The 22,609-nt window shown below is 63.7% G+C and carries 19 protein-coding genes; 9 read left to right on the top strand and 10 right to left on the bottom strand.

Annotated elements, in window-relative coordinates; all coding sequences use genetic code 11:
- The first annotated feature begins 76 nt into the window (after positions 1-76).
- The gene (locus H163_RS0103835; RefSeq protein ID WP_019963228.1) at positions 77-1,489 is read left to right on the top strand and encodes an FAD-binding oxidoreductase; all 1,413 of its coding nucleotides are present in this window, start codon (positions 77-79) and stop codon (positions 1,487-1,489) included.
- 386 nt (positions 1,490-1,875) lie between these two features.
- Here the strand turns inward: H163_RS0103835 and H163_RS0103830 are convergent, their stop codons facing one another.
- From H163_RS0103830 to H163_RS0103820, 3 genes are all read right to left on the bottom strand, one after another.
- Positions 1,876-3,030: an acyl-CoA dehydrogenase family protein gene (locus H163_RS0103830; protein ID WP_019963227.1), complete on the bottom strand. Its 1,155-nt coding sequence runs from the start codon at positions 3,028-3,030 to the stop codon at positions 1,876-1,878.
- Positions 3,031-3,158: 128 nt separating this feature from the next.
- Positions 3,159-4,769 carry an exodeoxyribonuclease VII large subunit gene (gene xseA / locus H163_RS0103825; RefSeq protein WP_019963226.1) on the bottom strand — a complete coding sequence of 537 codons (1,611 nt, stop codon included), beginning with the start codon at positions 4,767-4,769 and terminating at the stop codon, positions 3,159-3,161.
- Between the two features lie 50 nt (positions 4,770-4,819).
- Positions 4,820-5,431 carry a TetR/AcrR family transcriptional regulator gene (locus H163_RS0103820; protein ID WP_040678077.1) on the bottom strand — a complete coding sequence of 204 codons (612 nt, stop codon included), beginning with the start codon at positions 5,429-5,431 and terminating at the stop codon, positions 4,820-4,822.
- Between the two features lie 232 nt (positions 5,432-5,663).
- Between H163_RS0103820 and H163_RS0103815 the strand changes: the two genes are divergently transcribed.
- From H163_RS0103815 to H163_RS23585, 5 genes are all read left to right on the top strand, one after another.
- Positions 5,664-6,800 (top strand): efflux RND transporter periplasmic adaptor subunit, encoded by a 1,137-nt coding sequence (locus tag H163_RS0103815; RefSeq protein ID WP_019963224.1) that lies wholly within the window; start codon positions 5,664-5,666, stop codon positions 6,798-6,800.
- A gap of 2 nt (positions 6,801-6,802) precedes the next feature.
- On the top strand, positions 6,803-9,925 hold the full coding sequence (locus H163_RS0103810) for an efflux RND transporter permease subunit (protein WP_019963223.1): 3,123 nt from the start codon (positions 6,803-6,805) through the stop codon (positions 9,923-9,925).
- A 104-nt stretch (positions 9,926-10,029) separates the two neighbouring features.
- Complete coding sequence (locus tag H163_RS0103805) at positions 10,030-10,791, top strand: 16S rRNA (uracil(1498)-N(3))-methyltransferase (RefSeq protein ID WP_026355415.1); 762 nt, start codon at positions 10,030-10,032, stop codon at positions 10,789-10,791.
- 83 nt (positions 10,792-10,874) lie between these two features.
- Complete coding sequence (locus H163_RS0103800; protein ID WP_019963221.1) at positions 10,875-12,248, top strand: glutamate--cysteine ligase; 1,374 nt, start codon at positions 10,875-10,877, stop codon at positions 12,246-12,248.
- 147 nt (positions 12,249-12,395) lie between these two features.
- Positions 12,396-13,226 carry a DUF937 domain-containing protein gene (locus H163_RS23585; protein ID WP_147290388.1) on the top strand — a complete coding sequence of 277 codons (831 nt, stop codon included), beginning with the start codon at positions 12,396-12,398 and terminating at the stop codon, positions 13,224-13,226.
- Positions 13,227-13,359: 133 nt separating this feature from the next.
- Here the strand turns inward: H163_RS23585 and H163_RS22140 are convergent, their stop codons facing one another.
- Complete coding sequence (locus tag H163_RS22140; RefSeq protein WP_160118247.1) at positions 13,360-13,695, bottom strand: DUF1127 domain-containing protein; 336 nt, start codon at positions 13,693-13,695, stop codon at positions 13,360-13,362.
- Positions 13,696-13,929: 234 nt separating this feature from the next.
- On the opposite strand from H163_RS22140, the gene H163_RS0103785 reads away from it, so the two are divergent.
- Positions 13,930-14,805, top strand: a complete 876-nt coding sequence (locus H163_RS0103785; protein ID WP_019963218.1) for a LysR substrate-binding domain-containing protein — start codon at positions 13,930-13,932, stop codon at positions 14,803-14,805.
- Between the two features lie 9 nt (positions 14,806-14,814).
- Here H163_RS0103785 and H163_RS0103780 read toward each other — a convergent pair whose 3' ends face one another.
- Together H163_RS0103780 and H163_RS0103775 are read right to left on the bottom strand one after the other, a co-directional pair.
- Positions 14,815-15,732 carry a DMT family transporter gene (locus H163_RS0103780; protein ID WP_019963217.1) on the bottom strand — a complete coding sequence of 306 codons (918 nt, stop codon included), beginning with the start codon at positions 15,730-15,732 and terminating at the stop codon, positions 14,815-14,817.
- Between the two features lie 118 nt (positions 15,733-15,850).
- Positions 15,851-16,456, bottom strand: coding sequence for a hypothetical protein (locus H163_RS0103775; RefSeq protein ID WP_026355414.1), 606 nt, complete (start codon positions 16,454-16,456; stop codon positions 15,851-15,853).
- A gap of 103 nt (positions 16,457-16,559) precedes the next feature.
- On the opposite strand from H163_RS0103775, the gene H163_RS0103770 reads away from it, so the two are divergent.
- Positions 16,560-17,261 (top strand): type 1 glutamine amidotransferase, encoded by a 702-nt coding sequence (locus H163_RS0103770; RefSeq protein ID WP_019963215.1) that lies wholly within the window; start codon positions 16,560-16,562, stop codon positions 17,259-17,261.
- Between the two features lie 18 nt (positions 17,262-17,279).
- Here H163_RS0103770 and H163_RS0103765 read toward each other — a convergent pair whose 3' ends face one another.
- Both H163_RS0103765 and H163_RS22135 read right to left on the bottom strand, forming a co-directional pair.
- Positions 17,280-18,443 carry an alpha-hydroxy acid oxidase gene (locus H163_RS0103765; RefSeq protein WP_019963214.1) on the bottom strand — a complete coding sequence of 388 codons (1,164 nt, stop codon included), beginning with the start codon at positions 18,441-18,443 and terminating at the stop codon, positions 17,280-17,282.
- Between the two features lie 43 nt (positions 18,444-18,486).
- A complete protein-coding gene (locus tag H163_RS22135; protein ID WP_019963213.1) occupies positions 18,487-19,326 on the bottom strand; it encodes an FCD domain-containing protein in 840 nt (279 codons plus the stop codon).
- Positions 19,327-19,492: 166 nt separating this feature from the next.
- Between H163_RS22135 and H163_RS0103755 the strand changes: the two genes are divergently transcribed.
- Positions 19,493-20,815 carry a DUF3422 family protein gene (locus tag H163_RS0103755; RefSeq protein ID WP_019963212.1) on the top strand — a complete coding sequence of 441 codons (1,323 nt, stop codon included), beginning with the start codon at positions 19,493-19,495 and terminating at the stop codon, positions 20,813-20,815.
- A gap of 257 nt (positions 20,816-21,072) precedes the next feature.
- On the opposite strand, the gene H163_RS0103750 is transcribed toward H163_RS0103755, so the two are convergent.
- Positions 21,073-21,468 carry a c-type cytochrome gene (locus tag H163_RS0103750; protein ID WP_019963211.1) on the bottom strand — a complete coding sequence of 132 codons (396 nt, stop codon included), beginning with the start codon at positions 21,466-21,468 and terminating at the stop codon, positions 21,073-21,075.
- Between the two features lie 109 nt (positions 21,469-21,577).
- Entirely contained in the window at positions 21,578-22,519 is a 942-nt protein-coding gene (locus tag H163_RS0103745) for a LysR family transcriptional regulator (protein WP_019963210.1), read from the bottom strand.
- Positions 22,520-22,609: the final 90 nt, after the last annotated feature.

Here is a 22,609-nt window from a genome sequence, read left to right as displayed (position 1 = left end):
GCGGCCTGCGATATGATAGCGGCGCGCTGTCGTCAGTTTTGCCCCCTGCCGGGGCCGGACCTTCAGGGAGCCCGTCATGGCCGATACTGCCCACGCCGCCCGCTTTGCCGAAATCATCGGCGCTGCCAATGTTCTGACTGCTGCCTCAGACAAGGCGCCCTACCTCGTGGAGTGGCGCGATCTTTATCAGGGTGTGACGCCCATGGTGCTGCGTCCCGGCTCCACGGCAGAGGTCAGCGCGGTGCTGCGCTATGCCGATGAGCAGGGGCTCAAGATCGTGCCGCAGGGCGGCAACACCGGCCTCGTCGGCGGCCAGATCCCGCAGGAATCCGGGGATGAGATCGTCCTCTCGCTCGGCCGCCTCAACAAGGTGCGCAACGTCGATCCGGACGGTTTCACCATTACGGTGGAGTCTGGCGTGGTGCTTGAAGCGCTGCAGCGCGAGGCGGAAAAGGTCGACCGGCTTTTCCCGCTTTCCCTCGGTGCGCAAGGCTCCTGCCAGATCGGCGGCAACCTCTCCACCAACGCCGGCGGCACCGCGGTTCTGGCCTATGGCAACAGCCGCGATCTGGTTCTCGGCCTCGAAGTTGTGATGGCAAACGGGGACATCTGGAACGGCCTGCGCGCCCTGCGCAAGGACAACACCGGTTATGATCTGAAACAATTATTTATCGGCGCAGAGGGCACTCTGGGGGTCATCACGGCCGCCACGCTGAAGCTTTTCCCCAAGCCGAAGAAGCTGGAAGCCGCCTTTGTTGGTCTGGCGAGCCCGGAAGATGCGCTGCAGCTGTTCTCGCTCGCCAAAGGGCAGGCCGGACCGATTCTCACCGGCTTTGAAATCATGCCGCGCGTCGGCCTGGAGTTCTGCCTCCGCCATCTGAGTGGCGCCCGCGACCCGCTGTCCGGCAGCCATCCCTGGTATGTGCTGATGGAGCTTTCCTCCGGCACCGAAGCCTTCCCGGTGCGTGACCTGCTGGAGTCCATTCTGGGCGAGGCCTTTGAGAAGGGTGTGGTCGAGGATGCGGCCTTTGCAGAAAGCCTGCAGCAGGTGAACGACTTCTGGCACATCCGCCACGGCATGTCGGAAGTGCAGCGTGCCGAAGGCGGCTCGATCAAGCATGACGTGTCCGTGCCGGTCGCCTCGATCCCGGCTTTCCTCAACAAGGCCATTGCCGCCGTTGAAGCCATGGTTCCCGGCTGCCGCCCGGTGCCTTTCGGTCATCTGGGAGATGGCAACATCCACTTCAACGTCAGCCAGCCCATCGGCGCCGACAAGGAAGCCTATATCGAGCGCTGGGACGAGATGAACGAGCTGGTGCATGGCATCGTGCACGAGTTCAACGGGTCAATCTCTGCCGAACACGGCATCGGCCGCCTGAAGCGCGATCTGATGAAGCAGGTGAAGAGCGAGCTGGAACTCGACCTGATGCAGCGCATCAAAACCGCCTTCGACCCGAAGAACACCCTCAATCCTGGGCGTGTGCTGTAAAGCGAATGAGTGGGGCTGGCCTGTGTTTCGTGACGCGGGCCAGCCCCGTTCGGGGCAGTGTTTATGACGGACAGCCCGTCAGGCACCAACTCCTCTCCCCCCCCTTGAGGGTGGAGAGGGGCGCTGCGGCAAAACGTGGGCCCGATTCTGCTCCGTGCGTCCAATGAAACATTGCCCTCTTTCGGGCTGCAAGCCCCCCATTTTCGTCCTGCCATGGCTCGACCATGGCACCCACCCCGTTCCCCGTCAGCGCGCACGCTTGTGACAAGTCGAAGGGCCAGCCCCGCCAGACCCCTTGGATAGGCAAGGGCATGGATGCCATGGTCAAGCCATGGCAAGACGGAGAGAGGACGAGAGGCGCGTGCCTTTCCGCCAATCTCTGCCCCTCAAATCCCCTTCAGCACCTCACGGGCGATGATGAGGCGCTGGATTTCGCTGGTGCCTTCGTAGATCGTCGTGATCCGGGCGTCGCGGGCGTAGCGCTCCAGCGGGTAGTCCTTGATGTAACCGGCGCCGCCGTGCAGCTGCAGGGCTGTGTAGGTGGCTTTCTGCGCAGCTTCCGAGGCGAATAGCTTGGCCATGGAGGCTTCGCGGGCGAAGGGGCGGCCCTGATCCTTCAGCCATGCGGCCTGCAGGATGAGAAGGCGGGCAGCTTCCAGCTCGGTTTCCCTATCGGCGATCATCCACTGGATGCCCTGCATGTCAGAGAGCGGCGCGCCGAACTGCTGGCGCTCCTTAACATAGGCCTTGGCCGCGCTCATGGCGGCGCGCGCAATGCCGAGCGACAGGGCGGCGATGCCGATGCGCCCGCCTGCCAGTTCTCCCACTGCAACGCGGAAACCCTGATTTTCATGCCCCATCAGGGCAGATGCGGGCACGCGGCAGTCCTGAAAGAGCACCTCGTTGGTCGCAGAACCCGTCTGGCCCATCTTCTTTTCCGCCTTGCCGATGATGAGCCCCGGCGTCCCGGCTTCAACGAGGAAGCAGGAAATGCCCTTGCCCTTCGGCGCGACGGGATCGGTGACGGCCCAGACGACGAAGACGCCCGCATATTCGGCGGAGGTGATGTAGAGCTTGGCGCCGTTGAGGATGTAGCTGTCCCCGTCCTTCACGGCGCGGGTCTTCATGCCGGCCGGATCAGAGCCCGCACCTGCTTCCGTCAGGCAGAAGCCGCCGGCTGCATAGGTGCCATCGGTCAGCTTCGGCAGATAGGCGGCGCGCTGGGCCTCGTTGCCGACAGCCTGGATGACCTCGCCGACCATGTTGGTCACCGACACGGTGACGCCGGTTGAGGCGCAAGACTGGCCCAGAGCCTCGACGGAGAGCGCAAAGGCCAGCGTACCGGCTTCCGTGCCGCCGTAATCGCCCCGCACATTCAGGCCCATGAAGCCGTTTTCGGCCAGAACCTTCAGGTTCTCCAGAAACGCCTCGCGTCCGCCGCCGTGGTCCAGCGTTTCGGCCAGCGGCGCCAGCCGGTCTGCCGCCAGCTTGCGGGCGGTTTCGGCGATGAGGCTCTGTTCCTCGGTCAGGTCGAAATGCATGGCTTTTCTGCTCCCGCAATGAGGCCGGGTCCTGCGCGAAAGCTAGCGAAGGGGGCAGGGCCTGTCCATTGGCCGGGAGCCCTCCAAATGGCGGACAAGCCTGCGAAATTCACCCGGGATCTTTGCCCTCAGAACAGGCTGCCCTGATTGGAAGCCGGTGCATCCGGCTTCGATGCGGCGGCTTTGGCGGCGCGGGGCTTCTTTGCAGGCGGCACGGTGCTGCTGCCGGCGGAAGAAGATGCGGGGCCGTCACCCTCCACCACTTCGGCGGAGATCTGACCGCCTGCCAGTTCGATGGAGAGCAAGGTGCCTGCGGGGGCATCGGCGGGGTTGCGCAGCGGCTGGCCATCGGCGGCGCGTACGAGCGCATAACCGCGCGACAGCACATCCTTGTAGGACAGAGACTTCAGCAGCTTGGACAGACTGTCGAGCCGTGCGCGGCGTTCCTGCGTCAGCTGCTGGCCGGTGCGGCCCAGCCGGGTGGAGAGCGTGCCGAGCCGCTCCTGCCCCAGCCGGATCTGACGGATCAGCGGGGCAGGCGTCAGGCGGCCTGAAACGGCGTTGAGCCGCTGCGACTGGCTGGCAATGGCAACGGTGAGGGCACGGGCCAGCCGCTCTTCCAGACCGGTCAGCCGGTCACGGGCCTGCGTGGTCCGGCGGGCCAGCGTCAGCGGCGTGAGCAGCGCCTCGGCGCGCATCAGCCGGGTGCGGTGGGCGCGGGTGTTGACGGACAGCCCACGCTCCAGATTGCCGGCAGCAAAGTCGAAGCGCTGGCGCGGCAGGGCCAGAAGATCACGCGGGGCGGGCAGGGCGGCGGCGGCGGCGCGCAACTCCGTCCGGCGGCTGGCCACCAGCCGCAAGAGCCCGGCGGAAAGGCGGCGGTTCAGGTCGTTGAGCGAGGCCAGCAGTTCCGCCTTCACCGGCACGGCGATTTCGGCTGCGCCCGTGGGCGTCGGGGCGCGCAGATCTGCGGCCAGATCGATCAGCGTCCAGTCGGTTTCGTGGCCCACGGCGGAGATCAGCGGGATGGCGCTTTCGGCAGCTGCGCGCACCACGGCCTCGTCGTTGAAGCCCCAAAGGTCTTCGAGGCTGCCGCCGCCACGGGCAACGATGATGAGATCCGGCCGGGGAATGGCCCCGCCCTCGGGCAGGGCGTTGAAGCCACGGATGCCGTTGGCGACTTCCGCGCCGCAGGTCTCGCCCTGCACGCGCACGGGCCAGACCAGCACATGCAGCGGGAAACGGTCGGAGATGCGGTGCAGGATGTCGCGGATCACCGCGCCGGTGGGCGAGGTGACGACGCCGATGACGCGCGGCAGGGTGGGCAGCGGCCTTTTGCGCTCGGGCGCGAACAGGCCCTCGGCGGCGAGCTTGCGCTTGCGCTCTTCCAGCAGCGCCATCAGCGCCCCGGCACCCGCCGGTTCCAGCGCATCGATCACCATCTGATACTTGGACTGGCCGGGGAAGGTGGTAACCTTACCGGTGGCGATCACCTCCAGCCCCTGTTCGGGCTGGATCTTCAGCTTGGAAACTGCGCCTTTCCAGATGACGGCGGACAGCACCGACCGGTCATCTTTGAGATCGAGATAGATGTGGCCGGAGCCGGGCCGCGAGATGCGCCCCAATTCGCCGCGCACCCGCACATAGCCGAAAGCATCCTCAAGCGTGCGCTTGATGGAAAAGGAGATATCGGAAACCGTGAATTCGGCGATGTTGGAATTCGGGGAAGCTTCAGTCACGCCACTTGTCCTGCCAGTTGGCGGTAAGGTGGACGGACGGGCAGCCGGGGTCAAGAGCGCGGGTCGTCCTGCTCCCGATTGCCTGTGAATGCGGCCGGAGGATTGGCCAGAAGCTCGGAAAGGCGGTCGAGCCGCTGAAGTATCTCTTCCTCCGAGAAGGGGCAGACGGAAAACATCATCAGCTGCCAGACGCCCTCGATCGCCAGGAAGGCAATCTCCGCAAGCTCCGGCGTTTCGCAGGTCGCGCGGATTTCGCGGACAAGGCTGACGTGGTGGGCCTTGACCGGGGCCAGCAGCTCGGGCTCCTCGGCAATGGCGGCAAGCATTCCGGCAGGCGGTTCGCTCAAGGGGCAGACGTCCCGCGCCACGGCAATCAGATAGGCCCGCATCAGGGCATTGGGCTTGTTGTCGCGCGATGTTTCCTCGAAAGCCTCACTGACCGACTTGCTGACCATCGCCATGTGCCGCTCGACCATGGCGCGCAGAAGCTCTGATTTGGACTTGAAGTGATAGAGCAGCCCGCCCTTCGAGACGCCAGCTCTTTCGGCAACAGCCTCAAGCGACAGCTTCCGGGCACTTTCTGCGTAGACGAGTTCCACGGCCGCATCAATGAGTCGCTCCCGTGTCGCTTCCCGCTTTGCCTGCCTTGAACCCTGTTGCACTTCAGTCACATTCACCGCCGATGTTTGTCATTTTCCGCACTGCGTCATCTTGACTTTACCGTCCGGACGGTAAAGTTTGCAAGCCAATGAGCGCAGATTGGTGATTACCCCTATAAAGAGTGATCGAAAATCCGCCGCTCCAGCGATACTATCCGCGGCAAAGCCCGGCAGGAAACTGCAGGGGGGCAGTCGCATTAGAAAGCGGCCGGTTCGCCGCATGACCGGGAAACAGATGAAACGTTTCATTATCGGGCTTATTGCCATTGCGATCGTAGGTGGCCTTGGATACGGCGCCTGGTGGTTCGACAACTTCCGCGCCAGCATGATCCAGGCGTTCTTCGCGCAGCCGCGTCCGCCGATCACCGTTTCGGCGCTGACCGTTGAACCGGAGCGGGTAGAGCCCGTGATCCAGTCCATCGGCACCATCCGCGCGCGTCAGGGCGTGGACGTACCGGCCAGAACGTCAGGCATCATCAAGGAAATCCTGTTCACCTCCAATCAGGACGTTGAAAAGGGCCAGCTGCTGGTGCAGCTCGATGATGAAACCGAACAGGCCGACATGATCGCCGCCAAGGCGAACGAGGCCCGTGACGCACAGGCGCTGAGCCGTGCCTCTGCGCTGAACACCCGCGGCTTCAGCTCCACTTCGGAGCTGGACAATGCCACGGCAGCGCTGGATGCCTCCCGCTCGCAGGTTGAGCGCGTTCAGGCGGCCATCAATCTGAAGAAGATCGTTGCGCCCTTCTCCGGCACCATTGGCATTGCCAAGGTTGATGAGGGCCAGTTCCTGCAGGCCGGCACCACGATTGCCACGCTTCAGGATCTGAAGGTCATGAAGGTGGACTTCACCATCCCCGAGCAGCAGCTGCCGCTCGTCAGCATCGGCCAGGAGATCAAGGCCGGCCTGACGGAAGGCGAGTTCAGCCACCGCGGCAAGATCACAGGTATCGATCCCAAGATCGACCCGCAGTCGCGCCTCGTCTCGCTGCAGGCGGAAGTGGACAATTCGGAAGGCCTGCTGCGCCCCGGCCAGTTTGCTTTTGTCGACGTCGTGCTGCCGGCGGAGGAGAACGTCATTGCCCTGCCGCAGACGGCGGTGGTGCAGAGCCTCTATGGCACCTACGTCTTCCGCGTCGTCGACGCCAAGCCAGAGGAAGGTGCCGCAGCTGATGCGCCGAAGAAGCAGATCGTCGAGCAGGTGTTCGTCACCGCAGGCCGCCGCTTCGGCACCCAGATCGAGGTCAGCAAGGGCGTTTCCGCCGGTGATGTGATCGTCAATGCCGGGCAGAACAAGCTTGCCGCCGGCAACAGCGTGACCATCGACAATACGATCATGCCCAATGCCACGGGCATGACGACCGGAGAGTAAGAATGAATTTCTCCGAAATTTTCATCAGGCGGCCAGTGCTGGCAATTGTGGTCAACGTGTTGATCCTTTTGATGGGCGCGCAGGGCATCCTGAACATGACCATCCGCCAGTATCCGAAGATCGACGAAACGGTGATCACCGTGACGACGGCCTTCGTCGGTGCCAGTGCGGACCTCATTCAGGGCTTCATCACCACGCCCATCGCCAAGGCTGTCGCCTCGGCGGAAAACGTGGACTATGTATCGTCCAAAAGTACGCTCGGCGTGTCGACCGTCACGGTCAACATGAAGCTGAATTCTGACCCGGACAAGGCGCTGACGGAGGTCATCTCCAAGGTGCAGCAGGTGCGTGGACAGCTTCCCACGGAGGCCGAAGATCCGATCATCCAGAAGGGCACCGGCCAGTCCTTCGCCATTATGTATCTGACCGTGCTGTCGGATGTGATGTCGCCGCAGGAAATCACCGAGTTCACCTCCCGCGTGATCCAGCCGCAGCTTTCGATTGTCGAAGGCGTGGCGGATGCGCAGATCCTGGGTGAGCAGACCTTCTCGATGCGCATCTGGATCGATCCCATCAAGCTCGCCGCCCGCAATGTGACGGCAGCAGAGGTGCTTTCGGCCATCCAGAGCGCGAACTTCCTGTCTGCTCCCGGCAAGACGGAAAACGAATACGTCGCCTATCAGATCGAGACGAAGACCACGCTGCAGACGCCGGAAGCCTTCGGTGCACTGCCGATCCGCTCCGATGGCACCGAAGTGGTGCGCCTGCGTGACGTGGCCCGCACGGAACTCGGCTCGAAGAGCACCGATGTGCGCGTGTCCTTCAACGGGCAGGGCGGCATCTTCCTCGGCATCATGCCGACGCCGTCCGCCAACCCGCTCGACACGGCACAGGGCATCCGCGATGCACTGCCCAAGCTGCAGGAAAACCTGCCTGAGGGCATGTCGGTCGTGATCACCTATGACTCGACCCAGTTCATCAGCGCCTCGATCACGGAAGTGTTCAAGACCATCGGCGAAGCCGTGATCATCGTGATTCTGGTGATCCTGCTGTTCCTCGGGTCCTTCCGCTCGGTGATCATCCCGATTGTGACCATCCCTCTGTCGCTCATCGGTGTGTGCTTCTTCCTCTGGGCGCTGGGCTATTCGCTCAACACCCTGACGCTGCTGGCCATGGTGCTTGCCATCGGCCTCGTGGTGGATGACGCCATCGTGGTGGTGGAGAACATTCACCGGCATCTGGAGGAAGGCCTCAAGCCCATTCCGGCGGCAATCATCGGCATGAAGGAAATCTTCGGGCCGGTGGTGGCCATGACGATCACGCTGGGCGCCGTGTATGCTCCGATCGGCTTTGCGCAGGGGCTGACCGGCGCGCTGTTCCGCGAGTTCGCCTTCACGCTGGCTGGTGCTGTGTTCATCTCCGGCTTCGTCGCGGTGACGCTGTCACCGATGATGTCCTCGCGGCTTCTCACGGCAGAACAGAGCCGCTTCCAGAAGTTCGTGGACCGGATCTTCTCCCGGCTTACGACCTGGTACGGGCGCCGCCTCAAGGCCTCGTTCAACTACAAGCCGGTCACCCTCATCGTTGTCATCGGTCTGATGGGCCTGACGGGCTTCATGTTCGTCAAGATTTCCTCCGAGCTTGCTCCGGAAGAAGATCAGGGCGCGCTGTTCTCGCTTGTGACGGCTCCGCAATATGCGACATCCGACTACACCCAGCTTTACACGAACCAGTTCTATGGACTGACCGATCATGCGCCGGGTGTGGACACGCGGTTCCAGATCGTCGGTTTCGGCGGCACCAACAGCGCGTTCGCGATCTGGGTGCTGAAGCCCTGGGGGGAGCGGGAACAGTCGCAGAAGGAGATCCAGCAGATCGTGCAGGCAGGCCTGCAGAAATCTGCGGGTGTGGAAGCCTTCGTCTTCGCGCCGGAATCCCTTCCGGGCGGCGGCGGCGGCCTGCCGATCCAGTACGTCCTTCAGACCACCGGCTCCGCCGAACAGGTCTATGAAGTGGCGGAGCAGGTCAAGCAGCGTGCCATTGCTTCGGGCAAGTTCATCGTGGTGCAGAACTCGATGTCCTTCGAGAAGCCCCGGACCACGGTCACCATCGACCGCGACCGTGCAGCCGCCTTGGGCGTGCCGGTTTCGACCATCGGTCAGACCCTCAACATCCTTGTGGGTGATGCCCAGGTTGCCAAGTTCGACCGTGATGGCCGCGCTTACGAAATCATCCCGCAGGTGGACAAGCAGTTCCGCATGAACCCCGAACGTCTGGCGGAGCTCTATGTCCGCTCGGCGGGCGGAGCCATGGTGCCGCTGTCTTCCGTGGTGAAGATCGAGACCAATGCAACGGCCGTGGCCGAAGAGCAGTTCAACCAGCTCTATTCGGCAACCCTGTCGGCCCTGCCGATGCCGGGCGTGACCACGGGTGACGGCCTTGCGACCCTTCAGCAGATTGCCCGCGAGGAAATGCCGGAAGGCTTCTTCGAGGACTATGCCGGACAGTCGCGCCTTGAGGTGAACGAAGGCAACACCATCATCATGGCCTTCGGCCTCGCGGTGATCGTGATCTATCTCGTGCTCGCCGCCCAGTTCGAAAGCTTCCGCGATCCCTTCATCATCATGATGTCGGTGCCGCTGTCGATTTTCGGTGCCGTTGTGCCGCTGTTCATGGGGGCGGGAACGCTCAACATCTATACGCAGGTGGGCATGATCACGCTTGTGGGCCTCATCACCAAGCACGGCATTCTCATGGTCGAGTTTGCCAATGCCCAGCGTGAGCAGCACGGCCTGAGCAAGCAGGATGCGATGATCGAAGCTGCGCGTGAGCGTCTGCGCCCGATCCTCATGACCACCGGCGCCATGGTGCTGGGCGTCCTTCCGCTCGTCATGTCGGAAGGTGCCGGCGCTGCGGCCCGCTACTCGATCGGTCTGGTGATCAGCACGGGCCTTGCGGTCGGTACGCTCTTCACCCTGTTCGTCGTGCCGATGTTCTACATGTACATCGGCCACGGCGACCACAAGAAGACGGACGAGGACGATGAGGTGCCCGCAGCCGGCCACCACAAGCCGGCGGGCCATGGCAATGCCCATGGCGCAGGCGAGGGCCCGGCAACGGCCTGACATGAGCCTCAAGGCTTGAATGATTGGACGCCGCCCCCCACAAAGGGGCGGCGTTCCCGCTTGTTCTGCAAGCCACCAGCCCCCTGCCCAATCAGGATGACGCCATGGCCAAATACGAATTCCGCATGCAGCGCCTGTTTGTGGAGGCTGCGCTTGCCCCGGATGCAGAAATTGCCGCAGACAAGACGCAGGCCAATTACCTTCTCAACGTGCTGCGGCTCGCAGAGGGTGATGAGGTACTGCTGTTCAATGGCCGGGACGGGGAATGGCGTGCACGCCTGAAGCTGCCCAGCCGCAAGAGCGTCCTGCTTTGCCCGCATGAGCAGACGCGGCCGCAGCCGTCCTCTGACGGCCTTGTCTATCTCTTCGCGCCGCTGAAGCACGCCCGCCTCGACTACATGGTGCAGAAGGCGGTGGAGATGGGAGCGGCGCGGCTGGTGCCGGTCATCACCGCGCACACTCAGGCAGCCCGCGTCAACACCGAACGCATGACCGCCAATGTGATCGAGGCAGCCGAGCAATGCGGCATCCTTGGCCTTGCCACGGTCGAGGAGCCCCGGGCTTTTGCTGCCGTGCTGGCGGACTGGACAGCGCGGGAAGGGGAGCGGCGCATCATCTTCTGCGACGAAAGCGATGATGGTGCCAACCCGCTGCAATTGCTCTCAGCCCTCAGGGACGAAGGGGGAGCCGCTGTGCCGCCCGCTGTCCTGATCGGCCCGGAAGGCGGCTTTTCGGCAGCCGAACGCGCGCAGCTGAAGAGCCTTCCCTTCGTCACCGCCATTCCGCTTGGACCGCGGATTCTGCGCGCCGACACGGCCGCTGTGGCCGCGCTGGCGATTGTTCAATCGGTAATTGGCGATTGGTAACCCCATTCATCAAACAAGTTTGATTGTGTGGCGCGCAGGCCCCCGGTAATGTGCGCGCCGATCTCAAGTTTGAAAGACGACGCATGGCCCGCGATACCGTTGATTCCACGCCGATTTCGGGCGCCCGTGAACTCGCTGAACATCTGGAGTCGGGCTGCAAGCCGGAAGACGGCTTCCGCCTTGGCACCGAGCACGAGAAATTTCCCTTCTACAAGGCGGATTTCTCTCCGGTTCCCTATGAGGGGCCGCGTGGCATCGAGGCCCTGCTGACGGGCATGGAGAGCATGCTGGGCTGGGAGCGCATCTCGGACCGCGACAAGATCATCGGCCTTGCCGATCCGGTCGCCGGCGGTGCGATCTCCATCGAGCCGGGCGGGCAGTTCGAGCTGTCGGGTGCGCCGCTCGACAATCTGCACCAGACCTGCCGCGAAACCCATGCGCATCTGGCACAGCTGCGCGAGATTGCCGAACCGCTCGGCATCGGCTTCCTGGGCCTCGGCTTCACGCCGGACTGGCGGCGGGACCAGATCCCGGTCATGCCCAAGTCGCGCTATGCGATCATGACCAACTACATGCCGAAGGTCGGCTCGCTCGGCCTCGACATGATGTACCGCACCTGCACCATTCAGGTGAACCTCGACTTCTCCAGCGAAGCCGACATGGTGAAGAAGCTGCGCGTCAGCCTCGCGCTGCAGCCGGTGGCCACCGCGATCTTCGGCAACTCGCCCTTCACGGAAGGCAAGGTGAATGGCTTCCAGTCGTTCCGCGCCGAAATCTGGAAGGACACGGATGCGGACCGCACCGGGCCGATGCCCTTCGCCTTCGAGGACGGCTTCGGCTTTGAGTCCTACGTGAACTGGGCCATCGACGTGCCGATGTATTTCGTCAAGCGCGGCGATACCTATCATGACGCGACGGACACCACCTTCCGCCAGTTCATGAACGGGGCGCTGAAGGACCGGCTGCCGGATGGGCTGCCGACCATCGGCGACTGGAACAACCACCTGTCCACCCTTTTCCCGGACGTGCGCCTGAAGAAATATCTGGAGATGCGCGGCGCCGATGGCGGCCCCTGGCGCAAGATCTGCGCACTGCCCGCGCTCTGGGTGGGTCTGCTCTATGACAAGGGCATCCTTGAGGATGCCTGGCAGATGGTGAAAGACTGGACGGTGGAAGAACGCCTTGCCCTGCGCAATGGCGTGCCCATCCACGGTCTTCAGACGCCGTTCCGAAAGGGCAAGGTGCTGGATCTCGCCCGCCAGATGACGGCCCTGTCGCTGGAAGGCCTGAAGCGCCGCGCCCGCCTGAATGACGGCGGCCAGGATGAGCGCGTGCATCTGGCAACCGTGGAAGAGACGCTGGCCCTCGGCATTTCCCCGGCAGACCAGATGCTGGCGAAGTTCCACGGCGAATGGCAGGGCGATGTAACCCGCGCCTATGCGGATTACGCCTACTGAAGAGGCCCGTTTGACCGGCCTGCCCCTCAACTCCCTGTTGATGGGCGGGCTGGAAGCGGCTCAGGCGCAACGCGCCATTTGACGTGCGCCGCCGTTGCGCGGATCATGGGGAAAGCTCACGATCCGGTGCGAGGCATTATGAACGGCATGGCAGGTCATCCCTTCTCCTTCGATCCCGCACAGGTTGTCGATGCCGTGCGCCAGCAGTTCGGCCTCAATGAGGCAGATGTGGCCCGGGCCATGGGGGCGCTGATCCCCACCGCCTTCACCGGCCTCAAGCACACGACGGCCGCGCCCAACGCGTTCCAGTCCTTCATGAGCTTCCTGCAGGGACAGGGGCCGTCCGTGATGGCCGAACCCTTCTCGGCTGCGCCCGTGCCGTGGTTCTATGGCTCCGATCCGCTGCAGAAGGCGGTGGCTTCGCAGATTTCGGCTTTCACGGGCGTACAGCAGGAGGCGGTGGCCGCGCTGATGCCCGTTGCCGCAACGCTGGCGCTTGGCAATGTGGCCCGGCCTTTCCTGCAAGGGCAGGCGCGTGACCTGCTGGATGCCTTCATGGCCGGTTATGCCCGCGGCCGCCCGAAGCCCATGCCGGGTGTGGCGATGATGGCAGGCTATGGCGAAGCGGTGCAGTCGTTCTGGTCGGGCTTCTTCGGCTCTGCCGCAGATGCGGCCGGCAAGGCGGCCAGCTTCTGGGGAATGCCCGCCGCAGGGCAGGGCAGCAGCGCGCAGCCTGCGCCGGCGCCAGCCGCGCCTGAGGCCCCGGCCCGCCCCGCTGCAGCGGCACGCAAGCCTGAACCGGCTCCAGCCCCCGAAAGCGTACCCGAGCCTGAGGCGGCCGCACAGGCGCCTGCGCCGGGTGCATCCATTGTTGAAGACTGGCTGTCCGCCGGCCGCGCCTTTCAGGAAAACCACATGAAGACGATCGAAGGCCTGTTCGAGCGTTTCGGCCCCTCTGCCTTGCCGGGCCGGGCGTGAGATAAAAAAAGGCCCGCCGGGGGAGGCGGGCCAGGTATTGTCGGCAAGGCAATCGCCGACGGGGTAAGGCGATGGACCAGACCTCAAAGCCTGCGCGGGGGGACGGCGGCAGGCGAGATCCCGTCCATCAGTCTCAGGCAGCCATTTGCGGGCCTGCGTTGGAGCCAGCGGCAACCGTTGCGGCGGTTCTGCGGGTCTGGGGGATCAGCACGATGCTGGCCGGGACCTTGACCTGCGGCGCATGCGTGTTGCGCTGGGAGGCCTTGGTCAGGGCAAATGACGGATCACGGAAGAAGGGCGCCGCAAGAGCCGTGCGAACATCCCCCCTTGTCAGCCCGATATCCGCGAGCTGAGCATCTGTGAGGTCATTGAGTTTGCGCGCCTGATGGCGGTTACGCAGCACGCGCCATGCTCGCGCTGCGATACCGGCGATGCGGTGGATCAGCTGCGTCTTGAGCGGGGCGTACATGGCGTCAAACTCCTTCATCTCCGGGAGGCTGCGCTCCCGTCAGTGTGTGTCATATTCATCCGGCCGAGCTCAGTAGTTTTACGCTCTTCCGATAGGGGGACCATGTCAGAGCCGCTTGAATTTATCTAACGAATGTTTTTTAATGGGTTTGATCAATGTTGGTGATGGAAGGCGCCGCAATGCAGGAAAAGTCCTGTATTTCCGCGCCTCCGGCATCTGTATGGCGAGGGTTTGATGCTCGATCTCGATCAATTGCGCACGTTTGTGGCCATCGCCGAATATGGCAGCTTCACCCGCGCGGCGGAGATGGTGCACAAGACCCAGTCAGCCGTGTCCATGCAGATGCGGCGGCTGGAGGAGAGAATCGGCCGCCCAATCTTCATGCGTGACGGGCGCCTGTCCCGGCTCACCGAAGAAGGCGAGAAGCTGCTGCACTATGCCCGCCGTCTGGTGCAGCTGAATGACGAGACGCTGGCCGCCTTCGACGAAACCGAAGTGCAGGGCATGGTGCGGCTGGGCACGCCAGATGACTATGCCGATCGCTTCCTGCCGGAGATTCTGGCGCGGTTCTCCCGTTCCAATCCCAAGGCGGAGGTCAGCGTGGTCTGTGCCCCGACTGCCAACCTCATCGATCTCGTTGTTGCCAATGAGCTGGATGTGGCGATCATCACCCACGTGGAAAAGCCCGGCGGCCAGCGCGACGAGGTGATCCGGCGCGAGCCGCTGCTCTGGGTGACGTCAGCCCGCCATGCGGTGGAGAATGAGGACGTGCTGCCGCTGGCACTTGGCCGTGCCACCTGCGGCTGGCGGCGTGCGGCGCTTCTGGCGCTGCGCTCGGTCGGGCGTGAGCACCGGCTGCTTTATTCCAGCTGGAACTCCACCGCCGTGGGTGCTGCCGTTCTGGCGGGTCTGGCTGTCTCGGTGCTGCCTGAATCGGCTCTGCGTCCCGGCATGAGGGTGCTGGCGGAAGCTGATGGCTTTCCCAAGCTGCCGGAGTGCGAGATTGCCGTCATGCGCTCCTGGCACCAGCATTCCCGTGTGACGGAAGCGCTGGTGGAACACATCATCTCGTCTCTCGACAACCTGTCGGTGCCGCAGGCGGCGGAATAGGCCTGCCGCTTACCGGCTGCGCAGCATGATCACATTGCCTGCAATGACGAGGACGAGGCCGAGCAGGGCAGCGAAGGTCCAGACATAGCCTTCAAAGATGGTGGAAACTGTCAGCGCCACCACTGGGAAGATAACCGTGGAATAGCCCGCCCGCGCCGGACCGATGCGGCCAAGCAGCGTCAGGTAGGAGGCAAATGCCAGCACGGACGCGATGATCGACAGATAGGCGAGGCTGCCGAGATAGGTGAGTGTCGGCTCCACCGCAAAGCTGTCGCCACGCAGCAGGCTGAAGGTGCCGAGCAGCCCCATGCCGTAAATCATGCCCCATGTGGTGGCGGATGTGATGCTGATGCCCGCCTTCTGGTTGGACGAGGACACCATGTTGCCGAGGCAGAAGGACAGGGTGCCGGCCGTGCACAGGGCAAGGCCCTTCAGCGCATCAAGGTTCAGTTCAGCCCCTGCAATCTGCGGCCAGAACATCAGGGCAATGCCGGTAAAGCCGATGAGCCCGGCGCCCAGAATGATCAGCTTCGGCCTCTGGCGGAACAGAACCACGCCGAGAATCAGATTGAAGACGGAAGCCAGCGAGAACACTACGGCCAGCAGGCCGGAGGGCAGATATTTGGCACCGTAGTAGAACAGGGTGAAGTTGGTGGAGAAAATGAAGAGCCCGAGCGCGGCAAAGCGCAGGTGTGTCTTCAAGGGAAAGGCCAGCCTTTCCCGCCGGATCACGCTCCAGCCCAGCATCACGGCGGCAGCCAGCACGAAACGCCAGAATACGGAAACTTCGGGGGCGACATTCGCCACCTGCCCCTTCATGGCGATCCAGCTGAAGCCCCAGGAAAAGACGGTGAGGCCATAAAGGCCAAGGTCCTTCGAGGTCAGCGGGGAGGCAGGGGCGGTAATCCGGCTTTCAGCCATCGTCATTTCAAATCTCTCTTCTGCCGGGTATCCGGGCCGGGAGAATGCGCCGTGGTGGCAGGAATTTCAAATGATAGTCGTTGAAGCAACCGATCTGGTTTGTGAATGAAACCGCAATGAAGCTTCAGGATGTGTGATACCAGATTGGCTGATATCCGCCAGACAGGGCCGCAAGAGACAGCGCCGGGGTGATGACCTGCAGCCCGTCGGGCAAGTTCGTGGCCGCATATCCGTCCGGGCTCCAGCGCAGCAGGCGGCCTGATTTGAGGGCGAGAAATCCGGCTCCGTCCGTCAGCATGGTGCCATCCGGCAGGGTCCGCAGGGCCGCGCCGTCAGCAGGCTTGCCCTGCCAGCGCGGGCCGCGCTCGGGTGCCAGCTGCAGGTCCATCCAGTCCGCACCGGGCGCGGCCTCAAGGCCAAGATGCCGGGCGGCTGCCCTGGCATAGGCCTGCGCCTCTGCCCGCCTGCATTCAAAGCAGGGCCGGTGCCCGGCGGCAAGAGCCGTCACCTCATCCAGAAAGAAGAGTTCCGTGTAGCCTTTGCCCATCACCTCACGGCGGCGGTTCTTGAAGGAGAGGACGCAGCAGATCCAGCGCCGGGAAGTCTGCCACCGCCTTATGGTCTTCGTTGCCGGATCATGCAGCCGTCCACCCCGGTTGCCCATCAGCAGGCCCCGGCAAGGGTGAGAGACAAGCTCTCCATCGGGCCAGACCCGGTTCTGCAACGGCATGTCGAAATCTCCATTCAAAGGGAGGGCAGCGCGCCGTCGTCCCTTGACTAGGGTAGGGATACTGCCACATTCGCAGGCGCAGCCGATACCCGCCGGAGACCTCATGCGCGTTCTTGTCATCGAAAACTATCCGCTCACACCCCATGGCCAAGTGGGCCGCGCCCTTCAGGATGCGGGGGCCGAAGTGACCGTGGTGAAGGCCTTCGAGGGGGAACCGGTGCCACAGCGCGCTGAGCGTTTCTCCGGCCTCGCCGTCTTTGGCGGCGGGCAGAACGCGCTGGATGACGAGGGCTCGCCCTTCCTGCCAGGGATCTGTGATCTGATCCGCAGCTTTCACGGGGAGCAGAGGCCGGTGCTGGGCATCTGTCTTGGCTCGCAGCTCATCGCCCGTGCCTTCGGCGGGCGCAACATCATCGGCAGGCCCATAGAATTCGGCTGGCATGACGTGACGCCGACCGATGCGGGCAAGGCGGATCCGGTGCTGTCGGCGCTGGGGGAGGGTGCGCCGCTGTTCCACTGGCACAATGACACATTTGATCTGCCCGAAGGCGCGGTGCATCTGGCCACAAGCGCCCAGACACGCCATCAGGCCTTCCGCATGGGCGCGGCGACCTATGCCATCCAGTTCCATTTCGAAGCAGCCGAACCGGAAGTGCGCGACTGGTCGCGGGATTTCGCCGGCATGATCGCCGAAAACACTGCGGACTGGGCGCAGCGGCTGGAAGCCGAGATTGCCCGGCACGCGCCCCGTGCCGATGCCACCGGCGCCCGCCTTGCCGCCAACTGGGTCCGCCTGCTGAGGTGAGGCGGACCCGGACGTTCGTCAGCGCCAGCGGTCGGCGAAGTCTGCGGGCAGCAGCAGGTTGTGGCGGCCCAGATCCTTGACGTTGCGCTCGCCGCAAAGCGCCATGGTGACGTCCAGCTCCTTGTGGATCACCTCAAGGGCCCGCGTCACCCCTGCCTCGCCCATGGCGCCCAGGCCATAGACGAAGGCACGGCCGATCATGGTGCCCTTGGCACCCAGCGCCAGTGCCTTCAGCACGTCCTGACCGGAGCGGATGCCGCTGTCGAGATGGACCTCGATCTTGTCTCCCACCGCATCCATGATCTTCGGCAGGGTCCGGATGGAGCTGAGCGCGCCGTCGAGCTGGCGGCCGCCGTGGTTGGACACGACGATGGCATCGGCGCCCACATCCAGCGCCTTCTTCGCGTCTTCCGCGTCGAGAATGCCCTTGAGGATGACCGGACCGTCCCACCAGCTGCGGAATTCGCGGATGCGCTCCCAGTTCAGCGAGGGATCAAAGGCTTCCGCCGTCCAGCTGCTCAAGGAGGTGGGGTCGCTCACGCCCTTGGCATGGCCGACGATGTTGCCGAAGAAGCGCCGCTTGGTCTGCAGCATTTCCAGCCCCCACGGCACCTTGGTGGCAAGGTTCAGGATCGAGGAGGGCGTCAGCTTCGGGGGGGCGCTGAGCCCGTTCTTCAGGTCCTTGTGACGCTGGCCAAGCACCTGCAGATCCACCGTGATGACAAGGGCCGAGCAGCTTGCCGCCTTGGCGCGGGCAAACAGGCGCTTCATGAAGTCATCGTCCTTCAGGGTATAGACCTGAAACCAGAACGGCTTGCTGGTGTGCTCCGCCACGTCCTCGATGGAACAGATGGACATGGTGGAAAGCGTGAAGGGCACGCCGAATTTTTCGGCCGCGCGCGCGGCCTTGATCTCGCCATCAGCAGACTGCATGCCGCAGAGCCCGACGGGTGCCAGCGCAACCGGCATCTTGCAGTCCTGCCCCACCATCTTGGCCGCAGTGCTGCGTCCGGCCATGTCGACGGCGATGCGCTGGCGCAGGCGGATCTCGTCAAAGTCCGACGAGTTCTCCCGGAACGTCTGTTCGGTCCAGCTGCCGGTCTCGGCATAGTCGTAGAACATCTTCGGCACGCGGCGCCTGTAAAGCCGCTTGAGGTCTTCGATCTCGGTTATCACGGGCATGCGTTCAGATCCTTCCCAAGGTAACGGGACTTCGGTCCGGGGTTCATGTCTGGCGGGCGGCCACCGGTTTGGCTGTTGATTTGGCTGTTGATTTGGCCTTGGCGCGCCGGGGTTTCGGCAGGCTGGCAATGCGCTGGTCAAGCCTGAGGTTCGACAGGGCGCTGCGGGCGCCTTCCTGCCCGGCTTCCGTCAGCGCGCGGCGCACAAAGGCAATGTGTGCTTCTGCGGCCTGCTGCGCGCCTTCGCTGTCGTCGGCGGTCACCCTGGCGAGGATGGCCCGGTGCTGGTCCAGCAGCGCCTCGCGGGCGCCGGGATGGCGGAAGAGCTTCTGCTGGCTGAAGTAGACGCCGGTTTCCAGCAGGCGGTAGCAGGCCCGCAAGGTGTGCAGCAGGATCATGTTATGGGCTGCTTCTCCGATGGCCTGATGAAACTCCACGTCAAGCCGGGCCTCTGCTTCATGGTCTTCCGCCTCGAAGGCAGCGGCCATGGCCTCCACAATGCGAGTCAGCAGCGCATGATCGGCAGCGGTGGCCCTTGCCGCCGCCTTGGCGGCTGCAAGGCCTTCAATATCGCTGCGGAAGTCGAGATAGTCTTCGATGGCGGCGGGATGGCGGGCGATGAGGTCCAGCAGAGGTTCGGAAAACACTGAGCCGGTCAGGTCTGCCACATAAGTGCCACCGCCCTGGCGGCTCACCAGAAGCCCGCGCTCTTCCAGCGTCTTCAGAGCCTCACGCAAGATCGGCCGCGACACATCCACCAGGTCCACCAGCTCCCGCTCGGGCGGCAGCCGGTCGGCCGGGCGCAGCACGCCATTGAGGATCAGAAGCTCGATCTGATCCACCACAGCATCGGCGGTGCGGGCATGATTGACCTTCGCGAACATGCGAGTCTCCGTTCTCCCTGCTTTAATTGGTCAAATTTCTTGTCCAATTGCAAGACCCGCTTTGCGTGTCCCCTTACATTGTGTCGCAGCTTGCTTCCGTCGCAATTTTGCGCATGACAGATGCGAGGATACTGCGTCACTTTGGGGCAGGAAGACGGGGGCGAGAATGAACGCGGACGCAAACACGCAGCAGACCGGCGGCTTGCTGCCATTCGGCAAGCATCACCTTAGGGCAGCCGTGCTGGGCGAGCTGCATGCCCGCCCGTTCCGGGCGCTGGAAAGCCCGCGCATCCTTTTGCATTACGCCTTCACCTGCGATCCAAAGGCCATCAGCGAGGACCGGATCTGGTTTGCCGATCTCTGCCGCAGCCAGGGTGTAAAGGGGCCGGGGGAGAGCGACCGCTCGCATGTTCTGCCGATGGCAGGCGGCTCGCTGCGCTGGGAGCAGCATTCGGAGTTCATCACCTACACCTTTGACGTGGCGCCGGATGGCGGCCATCCCTTCGGGCGGATTCCCGCCGGTCATCCCTTCGGATCGGGCTTCCGGGCTCCGGGACCGATGCTGGTGGCCGCAAGGCTGGATGCCGTGCCGGAAAATGGTCACGACGAGGCTGCGCAGGCCCGGTGGTTTGACCGGGCAAGCCTGGCCGCTCTCCAATCCGAGGAGGGGCGGGCCGTCGCCATGACGGATTTCCGGCAGGACGGCGAGGGGCTGACACGTATTCTACTCATCGACAGGGGCATGGCGCCCAGCCAGACCGGCGCGCTGGCACAGCGTCTCATCGAGGTGGAAACCTACCGCACGCTGGCGCTGCTTGGCCTGCCCATGGCGACGGAGCTTTCTCCGGATGTCCGGCGGATCGAGGAAGAGCTTGTGCGGTTGACCGGGGAGATGCGCGGGGCCTCGGACATGGACAGCAACCGCCACCTGCTGGAGCGCCTCTCCGATCTGGCGGCTGATCTGGAAGCGGGGGCGGCAGCCAGCGCCTACCGCTTCGGGGCGAGCCGTGCCTATCACAGCATTCTCAAGGCACGGCTGGAGACCATCGAGGAAGCCCCGGTTCCCGGCTATCTCGGGCTGGCCTCCTTTCTTGCACGCCGCATTGCCCCGGCGATGCGCACCATCGAGTCGGTGGAGAACCGGCAGATCAACCTGTCGCGCAAGCTTGCCCGCGCCACGACGCTGCTGCGCACGCGGGTGGATGTGGACATGGAACGCCAGAACCGGGATCTGCTCGATTCCATGAACCGCCGCGCCCGCCTGCAATTGCGCCTGCAGCAGACGGTGGAGGGACTCTCGGTGGCTGCCGTCAGCTATTATGTGGTGGGGCTGGTGGGCTATCTCGCCAAGGGCCTGAAGGAAGCGGGTGTGCCCATGCCCGATCCGGGACTGGTCTCGGGGATGTCGGTGCCGCTGGTGCTGCTCGCTGTCTGGTGGACCGTCCGCCGCATCCGGGCGCATCACACGGATACCGGGGAGCCGCATTGAGGGGGGAGCAGCAGAGCGCTCAATACATCAACGCCGTCATGCCATGACTTGATCATGGCATCCATCCCGTTGCGTATTGTTACGTTTAATAAAAGTAAAGATGTTATATTGTGCGCCGAGTTTGTTGTTACGTATCGGTGTGGATGCCATGGTCGAGCCATGGCATGACGAAAATATTTGATTTTTAATGATAAATATCTTCATGAAACGCAAAAGGCCGGGCGCTGGGCCCGGCCTTGCAAGTCCGGAAATCCGGATTACTTGGTTGAACCGTCCGCGTTGAACTGGTTCATGTAGGCGATCACGTCCAGGACTTCCTGATCCTTCTTCAGACCGGCAAAAGCCATCTTGGTCTTGGGGACGAGGCCCTTGGGGTCCGCCAGATAGGTGTGAAGGGTTTCCGCGTCCCACACCTTGCCACCGGCACCGAACTCGGTCATGGCAGGCGAGTATTTGAACTCGGCAATCGCGGCGACCGGGCGCCCGACGATGCCGTTCAGTTCCGGCCCCACCTTGTTCTTGGCACTCGCGCCAACTTCATGGCAGGCCATGCACTTCTTGAAGACCTTTTCGCCCGCAGCGGCATCGCCGTCGGCACGTGCCCCCGTCGCCGCAGCAGCCAGCATGGCTGCAGCAAGCACTACATATTTCATCGCGTTTCTCCCTCAGTCACGGCCGCCAAGCCGGTCACAGAGAAGATATTCTACTCTTTTCAAGCTGCAAGCGGGTGCGTCACTGTGGCTCATACGCAGAGCTACGCCGTCAGCCCGCCGCGCGTTCCATGCTGCCGAGCCAGCCGGACAGGCCCTCGTCCCAATAGGGCTGCGGACCGTAGAGCTGGGCCAGAAAGTCGATGAAAACCCTGACTTTGGCCGGCAGGAAGCGCCGGGTCGGATAGACCGCATGCAGGCCCACGTCCTTGGAAGCGCGGTATTGGGGCAGCACGATCTTCAGTTTGCCGTCCCGCAGTTCCGGGCCCACATCCCATGTGGAGCGCAGGGCAATGCCCACGCCGGAAAGTACTGCTTCGCGTACCACCTCGCTGGAATTGGTGCGCAAGGGGGCGTCCGTCTTGACGATTTCCAGGCCACGCGGCCCCATCAGCCGCCAGGGATCCTGCGCGGCGGCGGCAACCCGGACGTGGTTCTCGACGAGATCATCGATGCTCTTCGGCTCGCCATGCCGCTCGATATAGGACGGGGCGGCGCAGAGCACCCGGTGCACGGGGGCAAGGCGCCGGGCAACGAGGCTGGAGTCGGACAGTTCGGCAATGCGGATGGCGAGATCGTAGCCGTCACCGACGATGTCGGCGAACTCGTCCGACAGATCGAGGCTGACATAAAGGTCCGGATTAGCTTCGAGGAAGCGGGCGAGATAAGGCGCCACGTGCATGCGGCCGAAGGATGTGGGCGCGCTGACCTTCAGCGTGCCGCGCGCCTGGGCCGATCCACGTGTCACAAAGGTCTCGGCTTCCTCGACTGAGGCAAGAATGGCGAGAACCCGGTCATAGAAGCCATGGCCGGCCTCTGTCAGGGCAATCTGCCGGGTGGTGCGTTGCAGAAGGCGGGTGCCGAGCTTGTCCTCCAGCCGGCGGATGCGTTTCGACACGACGGCGGGGGAAAGCCCCATCTCCCGTCCTGCGGCCGACATGCTGCCGGCTGTGACGACCCGGGCGAAGATTTCCATATCGGTCAGATTGCTCATTTTATTCCCGCCGGAAAGAGAGCTAGTAAGGGACCGGATATTCCGCTTGCGCCGGTTTTTTGCCAGACTGCCTTTCCGTAAGGCTGACAG

The sequence above is a fragment of the Pannonibacter phragmitetus DSM 14782 genome, assembly GCF_000382365.1.
GTDB classification, from domain to species: Bacteria; Pseudomonadota; Alphaproteobacteria; order Rhizobiales; family Stappiaceae; genus Pannonibacter; species Pannonibacter phragmitetus.
This window is presented reverse-complemented; position numbering and strand designations above follow the sequence as displayed.